This is a genomic window from Mesorhizobium sp. M5C.F.Ca.IN.020.32.2.1 (assembly GCF_004023105.1).
GTDB lineage: Bacteria > Pseudomonadota > Alphaproteobacteria > Rhizobiales > Rhizobiaceae > Mesorhizobium > Mesorhizobium wenxiniae.
The window spans coordinates 1-907 of the sequence record NZ_RZSX01001415.1 but is presented as its reverse complement, the minus strand read 5'-3'; the positions used below and the strand labels follow the sequence as shown (position 1 = coordinate 907).

Genomic DNA, 907 nt, shown 5'->3' with positions numbered 1-907 from the left:
GGCTCGGCTGCACGGAGTGCGACGGCAGTGAAATTCTGGAGGTCGATTGGGCGTGCATGGCTGTTTTCCCGGTTGATCCGTGACACCAGCAATCGCGCGAATCCGCGGGTCGCGAAATTCGGTTATGTCCCTACGGGAAACTACCTAGCGCTCGAGAAGCGCTAGTGGTCTGGCCCTGTGCTGCACGAACCCTGGATCGTCAGGCCGCTTGGGGAGCGAAGCCGAACGGTTTTCCGGATGTACCGTGCACAACTCGGGAGAGTCGGGGGACCGGCTTCCGCCTCCCACAATTGATAGCATCCGAATACACCGGCCGATGCTGTCACTCAGGGAAATTGAGGTAAATCAACCTGCTTTCAAGCGAGATATGCCAATATTCGTCTGTCCTTTGTGGAGCTTTTTCCAATGAGACGAATTGGTGGTTTCCTGCTGGCCATGTCTATGGCCATAGTGGCCACGGCGGGTGTGGCTTTCTTGCTTTACAAGAACGAGCTTGGCCGTATGCGCGACGCTGCCAGCCGCGGCAGTGTGGTCGCCAAGCTCGACATAGGCCCAATCGAATACGCCGACAGTGGCGTGGGTACTCCGCTCTTATCGATCCACGGCGCCGGTGGCGGCTTTGACCAAGGCCTTGCCAATGCAGCCAATTTTGTGGGTGAGGGCTTTCGGGTCATCGCGCCGTCGCGCTTCGGCTATTTGCGCACGCCCGTTCCGCAGGATACCTCTCCAGCCGCGCAGGCCGATGCGCACGCGGCGCTGCTGTCCAAACTGAACGTTCCCAAAGCGGTGGTCGTCGGCGTTTCGGCGGGCGCGCGTTCTGCGGTCGAACTAGTACTCAGGCACCCGGACAAGGTCACCGCTCTCATTCTGATCGTCCCAGGCCTTTATTCGCCCACCAGTCCGGTCT

The 907-nt window shown here is 59.8% G+C and carries 1 protein-coding gene; it reads left to right on the top strand.

Annotation, left to right across the window (positions count from 1 at the left end):
• Positions 1-405 precede the first annotated feature (405 nt).
• The coding region (locus tag EOA86_RS36430) for an alpha/beta hydrolase (protein ID WP_164892401.1) at positions 406-907 on the top strand (502 nt) is incomplete at its 3' end.